This is a genomic window from Gammaproteobacteria bacterium (genome assembly GCA_011682695.1).
In the GTDB taxonomy this organism is placed as follows: domain Bacteria; phylum Actinomycetota; class Acidimicrobiia; order Spongiisociales; family UBA4744; genus BMS3Bbin01.
This window is the reverse complement of record JAACED010000085.1, coordinates 1-6,860: the sequence shown is the minus strand read 5'-3', so window position 1 is coordinate 6,860 and position 6,860 is coordinate 1. Positions and strand designations below refer to the sequence as shown.

Annotated in this window: 8 protein-coding genes; 3 read left to right on the top strand and 5 right to left on the bottom strand. The window is 62.9% G+C overall.

Annotated elements, in window-relative coordinates:
- The coding region (locus GWP04_11700; protein ID NIA26217.1) for a hypothetical protein at nt 1–927 on the top strand (927 nt) is incomplete at its 5' end.
- Nucleotides 891–1,205, top strand: coding sequence for a hypothetical protein (locus GWP04_11695; protein NIA26216.1), 315 nt, complete (start codon nt 891–893; stop codon nt 1,203–1,205). The genes GWP04_11700 and GWP04_11695, both read left to right, overlap by 37 nt.
- On the opposite strand, the gene GWP04_11690 is transcribed toward GWP04_11695, so the two are convergent.
- From GWP04_11690 to GWP04_11680, 3 genes are read right to left on the bottom strand one after another with little or no spacing between them, the layout of a single operon-like run.
- The gene (locus tag GWP04_11690) at nt 1,175–1,540 is read right to left on the bottom strand and encodes a helix-turn-helix domain-containing protein (protein ID NIA26215.1); all 366 of its coding nucleotides are present in this window, start codon (nt 1,538–1,540) and stop codon (nt 1,175–1,177) included. The two genes, GWP04_11695 and GWP04_11690, sit on opposite strands and share 31 nt — an antisense overlap.
- Before the next feature lie 41 nt (nt 1,541–1,581).
- Nucleotides 1,582–2,751 carry a hypothetical protein gene (locus tag GWP04_11685; protein NIA26214.1) on the bottom strand — a complete coding sequence of 390 codons (1,170 nt, stop codon included), beginning with the start codon at nt 2,749–2,751 and terminating at the stop codon, nt 1,582–1,584.
- Complete coding sequence (locus GWP04_11680; GenBank protein NIA26213.1) at nt 2,752–3,651, bottom strand: NAD-dependent epimerase/dehydratase family protein; 900 nt, start codon at nt 3,649–3,651, stop codon at nt 2,752–2,754.
- A gap of 301 nt (nt 3,652–3,952) precedes the next feature.
- Here GWP04_11680 and aroF point away from each other — a divergent pair, with 301 nt between their 5' ends.
- Complete coding sequence (gene aroF / locus GWP04_11675; GenBank protein NIA26212.1) at nt 3,953–4,966, top strand: 3-deoxy-7-phosphoheptulonate synthase; 1,014 nt, start codon at nt 3,953–3,955, stop codon at nt 4,964–4,966.
- Nucleotides 4,967–5,141: 175 nt separating this feature from the next.
- Here the strand turns inward: aroF and GWP04_11670 are convergent, their stop codons facing one another.
- Complete coding sequence (locus GWP04_11670) at nt 5,142–6,329, bottom strand: amidohydrolase (GenBank protein NIA26211.1); 1,188 nt, start codon at nt 6,327–6,329, stop codon at nt 5,142–5,144.
- A gap of 13 nt (nt 6,330–6,342) precedes the next feature.
- A partial coding sequence (locus GWP04_11665; GenBank protein NIA26210.1) for a bifunctional glutamine-synthetase adenylyltransferase/deadenyltransferase occupies nt 6,343–6,860 on the bottom strand: 518 nt, incomplete at its 5' end.

Here is a 6,860-nt window from a genome sequence, read left to right as displayed (position 1 = left end):
CTATTTGGCATAGGGACTATCCTTGTTGTTGCTTTTTGCCTAATCGCTTGCGGTGGCGGCAACCAGTCGGCGGTCGTTCACCTCTACAACTCGACCTCCGAACTGCAGCGCAGAGTGGTGTTCGGACTCGATCGCAAGGGGATCATCGACATCGCAGTGCAGGGGGCCAGGGCGTGCGCCGTCGAGACCGAGAAGCTGGAAGCCACCTCCCCGGGCACCCGCATCCGGTACGAATACTCCCCCGAGTCCTTCACCGGCACCGAGTTGCCATTCGCCATCGAGGTCTGCGAGGCGGTCATGGGTGTGTGGGAGCCGACGGCAGACCATCCGCTCATCCTGAACCTGCCGGCAACCGTCGAGATGGCGACGCCCAACATCTTCGCCGACCAGGTGGAGTACTTCGATCGCACCGTACGCGATCGGGATGCGGTGATCCTCTCCCTCCACCCCCACAACGACAGGGGCTCGGCGGTGGCCGCCGCCGAGCTCGGGTTGATGGCCGGTGCCGACCGGATCGAGGGAACCCTGTTCGGCAACGGGGAGCGGACCGGCAACGTCGACATGGTGACCATCGCCATGAACCTGTTCAGCCAGGGCATCGATCCCGAGATCGACCTGAGCGACATCGACACCGTGCGTCGCACCGTCGAGTTCTGTAACCAGATCCCGGTGCACCCCCGCCACCCATATGTGGGCGTGGCCGCTGCCGGCTTCTTGGCTGCTGCGGTCTTCTTGGCTGCCGGTGCCTTGGCCGCTGCCGGCTTCTTGGCTGCTGCGGTCTTCTTGGCTGCTGCCGGCTTGGGTGCGGGTTCCTCGACGACCTGGATCTTCTGTGGTGTCGTGGGAGTCGGACGGAAAGAACTGCGCCAGGACTGCAACATCTCGTCGAGGTGTTCGCGCAGCTTGCCGACCTGTTCCTGTATTTGATCGAGGTCGACACGTCCCGCGAGGTCGTCGACGAGTTCCTCGACACCTTCGCGTTCCCTGATTCGCTCGATGAGTTTCTCGCCCTCTGCAGCCCAGGCGTCGAGCTCCTTGGTGAGCTCATCGTTCATCCGATCACGAAGGTCATGGACCTTGCTCGTGACATCGGTGATCCGCTCGGTGAAACGGCGAGCGGTGACGACCGGCGCACCGACTGCTGCGTAGAGCATCTTCTTGGATGTCTCGATGATCATGATGGTTCCTCCTCGTCCTGGACGTAGGTTCGGTAGATATCCAGGAGTACACGCTTTTGTCGCTGATTCATGTGAACGTCTGCTTCGACGGCTTCGACCACCGATGGTGGATGGAAGCCCTCATCGAGCAGACCGGCCCGTTGGTAGAGCGACTCGGCCTGGATCGACAGCCCGCGGGCGATCGACTTGAGGATCTCCGCGGACGGCTTGCGCAGCCCGCGTTCGATCTGGCTGAGATATGGGTTCGAGATTCCGGCACGTTCGGCCAGCTTCCGGAGCGAAATGTTCGCCCGTTCGCGCTGCTGGCGTATGAACGCACCAAGGTCGACACCTCGGCGCTCTTCCTTCGGTTCTTTGCTCATGGCTAACAGTATAGGCACAACTGCTAACTACTGCAAGCAGTCTAAAAGATGGTGGTTCGCATGGTCAGGATGCGATCGATCTCTGTTTGGATCGTGCCTCTGATGTGCTCGGCGATCTCGAGGATGGCCATGCGATCGGGATGTTCGGTGGCCGGACCGGGATCGACCGGTGCGAGGAAGTGGATCCGCCAGTGGACGGGGAGCGGGATCGGATTGAGCCATACGGCCATCTCATCGATGCGTTGCTCCGGAAAGGCGAGACGGACGAGTTGCGCCAGCTTGCGGGAAGTGAAGAGAGCAGGGTGTACTTCCTCGGATCCGACGATTGCCACCGGCACGATCGGTGCGCCCGTTTTCATGGCAAGCTGAACGAAGCCGCCTCTGCCGAATCTGCGGAGCCGATATGCTTCCGAGATCGGTTTCTGGAAGCCACGAACACCTTCGGGAAAGACACCGAGGAGATGTCCGTGGTCCAGAACCCAGCGTGCGTCTTCCGGTGCCGCAAACGCCGCTCCGGCCTTTCGATACAGGTGAGAGAGTGCGGGCAGCATGTTGAAGATCTCGGTCGCGACGACCCGGAGCCGCCGGGGCACGACGCTTTCGTTGGCGACGGCGAGCGAGAGCATGAAACCGTCGTATGGCAGGGCGGCGCCTCCGTGGTTGGCTGCGAGAACCGCGGGACTGGTGACCGGCACCCGATCGATTCCGGACACGTCGACACGGAAGTAGTCGTAGTAGAGGTAGTTGCCGAGGTGCCAGACCATTTCTGCCACGACGGGATCGAGTCCCAGTGCGTCGATGTCGTAGGAGGCGAGGAGAAGGTGTCGGATCAGTGCCGGCCACGTGTCGAACCCGAGCCTTCCGAGTGCAGGGACCGTGACGTCGGAGATGTCGACTCCTCCGTGCAGGGAACATCGGTGTTTCCCCTTGATGACCGGCAGGCCACACGTGAATGTCTCTGCGGTCGAGAAGTCACAGAGTTCCTTGCCATCGATCATGTCCGCAAACCGTTCCTGCGCTGCGTTGCGTCGATCAGACACCCGAGGCGTCGATATCGAAGGCAGAGGTCGGGTCGTCTCGGCGGCGCGGAGTGCCCGCGCAACGGCGATGACCAAGTCCCCTTTCCGCATCTTCGAGCGCCCGGTGATCTCAAGCGACCGGGCGAGCGAGCGGAGCTGTTCGACCGGCAGGCGGCTCAGCATCGCCTCCATTCAGGATCTCCGCCCGTAGCCCGCGAGGACCGTCTCTCTGCAATTCCTGTCAGGCCGGAAACCGAGGATCTCCGTGCGTGGACTCGGATCGACTACTCGCCCGTGGCGAAGCAGGCGGATGATGTGCTCGGGGAGACCGCAGTCTTGCATCTCGAACGTTCGCACGATCCTGCGGAAATGGCGTTCGGGGAGTGGCTGGGGGATTCGCTTTCCAAGCCGCAAGGCTCGGCTCAAGTAGATCTGGCCGTCCGCCGCCACGTCGAACGTGCCGGGGATCGGATGCTCGAGGGTATGCTCGAGCACCCGGACTGCGTCATCCTCATGCAGGAACTGAAGGCGGGGGTCGTAGCCGAGGATGGTGGGAACGACGCGACGAGAGAGAAAACGACCGAGAGTGTCGTCCGTCGTTTCTCCGAAGATCGGGGCGAGACGCAGGACGGTCACGGTGATGTCGGGCCGCTCCCCGGCGAACGAGCCGACAGAAGCTTCCATGTCTCTGAGGGCGCTCTCATACGGAGTGGGGTCACCGGTCGAGTGGGTCTCGGTCGCGAGCACCGATGGCAGCCGCGGGCCGGTTCCGTGGACTGCGAGATCTGAGCGAACGATCAGCCGCCTGACCGTCGAGAGGCGGCTGAGCGCACCGAGCAGTGTCTGCGCGGCGATCGGGATCGAGCGTTCTGACCGATGGGTGGTCTGTAGATGCAGGACCGTTGTGGGGGCGAGATCCACGACACGATTCGCGAACTCGAGCGTGTCGATGCGCATCTGATGGAAATCCTCGGAGATGCGGGTCGTGATGTCGTCCACGCCGATGATCTTCGTGTCCGCATGGCGACTGAGACGCCGGACCAGTCCGGCGCCCGTCCAGGTAGCCGCTCCGGTGACCAGGATGCGTTCCACGTGGTGAGAGTGTAGGGGCGGTCGATGCGCCATTTCCCGGGTACCATCCGTGGCTGTGGACACCGTCATTGTGCAGGCAGGCGATTGACAAGGATCCCGGCAGCCTCCTCGTACTCGCAGATGAAGTGGCCGAGGATCCCCGTTGCACGGGGGGCATTCGTCGGGATGGATGGTGAGGGCGCAATACTCGTTACCATTTGGGACCCCGGCACGGTCGCCGAGGTCGATGAGGGACTCAGGGCCGTGTACGGCGACAGGGTGCGGAGTATGGAATTAGTGGACCCGAGGCTCGGGTGAGTTGATGATCATTGTGATGAAGAAGGACGTACGTCCCGAGCAGGTCGAAGCCGTTGCCCAGCGGGTTCGATCGGCGGGTGCGGAGCCGCATATATCCAAAGGGCAGGTCAGAACCGTTATCGGTGTGATCGGCAACCTCGACACAGTGCGCCAGATACCGTGGGAAGCGGTGCCGGGTGTCGCGCGAACGATGCCCGTCACGAGACCGCTTCGATTCGTCAGTCGTGATCTCCAGGATGAGAGCACCGTCATCGAGATCGGTGGCCACCGTATCGGCGGGGGGACGCTCACGGTCATCGCCGGTCCATGTGCCGTCGAGAGTCGTGATCAGCTGTTGCGTGCAGGGGAGGCCGTCAAGGCGGCCGGCGCTCATATCCTGCGCGGTGACGCCTTTAAGCCGCGTACGTCCCCGTATGCATTCCAGGGGCTTGGCGAAGAGGGCCTCGAACTTCTCGCCGCGGTACGAGAAACGCTGGAGATGCCGTTCGTTGCCGAGGTGCTGGATCCCCGCGATGTCGACATGGTTGCTTCCTACGCCGACATCGTCCGGATCGGCTCCCGGAACATGGCCAACTTCCCGCTCCTTCGCGAAGTCGGTCGCCAGTCCCGGCCTGTTCAGCTCAAACGCGGTTTCACTGCGACGATCGAAGAGTGGCTGAACGCTGCGGAGTACATCTTCAAGGAGGGCAACCATCAGATCATCCTGGTGGAACGGGGTATCCGCACGTTCGAGACCGCCGCTCGCAACACGCTGGACATTACCGCCGTACCTGTTGTCCAGTCGATGAGCCACCTGCCGGTCTTCGTCGATCCGTCGCACGCGTCGGGGAAACGGTCGTTGGTCGCTCCACTGACACGCGCCGCTGTTGCCGTCGGTGCCGACGGGGTCATGATCGATGTTCATCCAGAGCCCGAGTCGGCGCTGGTCGACGGATCCCAGGCACTTCTGCCGGAGGAGTTCGCCGAGCTGATGGACGACGTTCGCCGTCTCGCCGGAGTGCTCGAACGAACGCTCTAGGAGCGTGCTGCGCGATGTATGGCGCGCATCTCGACGACCGCGCATCGCCCTGTCTCCGGCTCGGCGCAGTACGCGGCTGCGCTTCGTTACGCCACAGCCGCCACGCTCGCCTCGCAGTCTTGTATCAGTGCTGCGTCGCGGTACGAAATACGAGGTACCGGGTACGTTGGAGTTCCTACTCGCCGACCCAGTTGCAGGAGAGTATCCCCATCAAGGTTGCTGCTCCCGCGAGGACTCCCACCTCGATCGCCCGCTCGTCGACATCGAACTGTGACGAGTGCAGATCCACCGGGTCCCGGCCCTCCGGCGCGGCGCCGAGACGGAACATCGCACCCGGGATGTCTTCCAGGTAGGCGGAGAAGTCTTCGGCCCCCATGCTTGGCTGCGTCGCAACGACAGAGTGTGGTCCGAGTACCTGACCAACGGCGAAGCTGGCTTCCGAGATCACGTGTTCGTCATTGATGACTGGTGCGATGCCGGTCGTGTAGTCGACCGTTACGGTCGCACCGGTCGGCGAAGCGATCTCATGGACCAGCTGCTCGACGAGTTTCGGCATCTGCTCCCACATCTCGCGGCCCAGCGTTCGCGCCGTACCGTACAACTCGATCTCCGAAGGGATGACATTGTTTGCGGTACCGCCATGGACGGATCCGAAGACAACGACGAGAGGCACCCGGCTGTCGATCAGGCGATCCAGCAGTGAGGGCAGCTCGGTGACGATCTTCCCTGCGGTGTAGATCGTGTCCGCGGTGAGGTGCGGTCGTGCCGTGTGCCCGCCGGGCCCTTCCACGGTGATGTGGAATTGATCCGACGAGGCCGTGATTGGCCCGGAGCGAAAGCCGATCTTTCCGGCAGGGAGCGCCGGATCCACATGGAAAGCGATGATCGAGTCGGTACCGTCGAGGAGTCCCTCGTCGATCAACTCCTGTGCACCGCCAGGGAACTGCTCCTCGGCAGGCTGGAAGATGAAACGGGCCGTGCCGTCGAGCGCTTCGAGCTTGGACAGCACGACGGCGATGCCCACGGCGATGGCGCTGTGCACGTCATGACCGCACGCGTGCATGAGTCCCGGGTTCTGGGACGAGAAAGGAAGCCCCGTCTTCTCTTGGATCGGGAGGGCGTCGATGTCGGCGCGAAAAGCGACGACGGGACTGCCGGTCCCCACATCGACGACAAGGCCGCTTCTTGCAGGGCGGACGCGTGGTTCGAGACCGGCGTCGGTGAGGATTCCGGCGATGTACTGCGTGGTCGCAAACTCCTGGTGTCCGATCTCGGGGTACTGATGAATGTGGCGTCGCGCCTCGACGGCGAGAGGGATGACCTCCTCGACGACGGACCTGAGATGTTGCGGGGTGCAGTTCATGGTGGCAGGGATGCTATCGCATCGAATCGCTGTAGAAACCGGTCTCGACCAGCCTTCTGGCCCGTCTCGTCAACCGACGGTATTCCTCGCGGAGTGCAGACCGGGGAGCTTCCTCGTACCCGAGCGAGCGCCCCAAGCGGACTCCCTGGACGCCATCTGTGGGGAGCGCATCGGTCGGCTTTCCCAACTGAAGGTACAGGCGGTTGCGGACTCTGGCGCAGAAGGAATATGCCGCAATCATCGTGTCGGCCTGTTCGTCGGTGAGGATGCCGGTGCGTGCGAGTTCCTTCAGCGCAGAGATCGTCCCGTGGGCACGCAGCGCAGGTTCCCTTCCCCCGTGGCGAAGCTGGAGAAGCTGAGTGAAGAACTCCACGTCCGTGAGACCTCCTGGACCGAGCTTCAGATGAAACGCGGCGTCGCGTGGGAGGCGCTCGTGTTCGATGCGGGCTTTCATGGTGCGGATGTTGCGGATGGTGTCTGGGGGGAGTGTTTCGGGGTAGACGTGGGGGGTGATGAGGGTGGTGAAGGCTG

Coding starts and splice junctions, on each gene's coding strand:
- GWP04_11690 (NIA26215.1), bottom strand. CDS start 1,540: ATGAGCAAAGAACCGAAGGAAGAGCGCCGAGGTGTCGACCTTGGTGCG.
- GWP04_11685 (NIA26214.1), bottom strand. CDS start 2,751: ATGGAGGCGATGCTGAGCCGCCTGCCGGTCGAACAGCTCCGCTCGCTC.
- aroF (NIA26212.1), top strand. CDS start 3,953: ATGATCATTGTGATGAAGAAGGACGTACGTCCCGAGCAGGTCGAAGCC.
- GWP04_11670 (NIA26211.1), bottom strand. CDS start 6,329: ATGAACTGCACCCCGCAACATCTCAGGTCCGTCGTCGAGGAGGTCATC.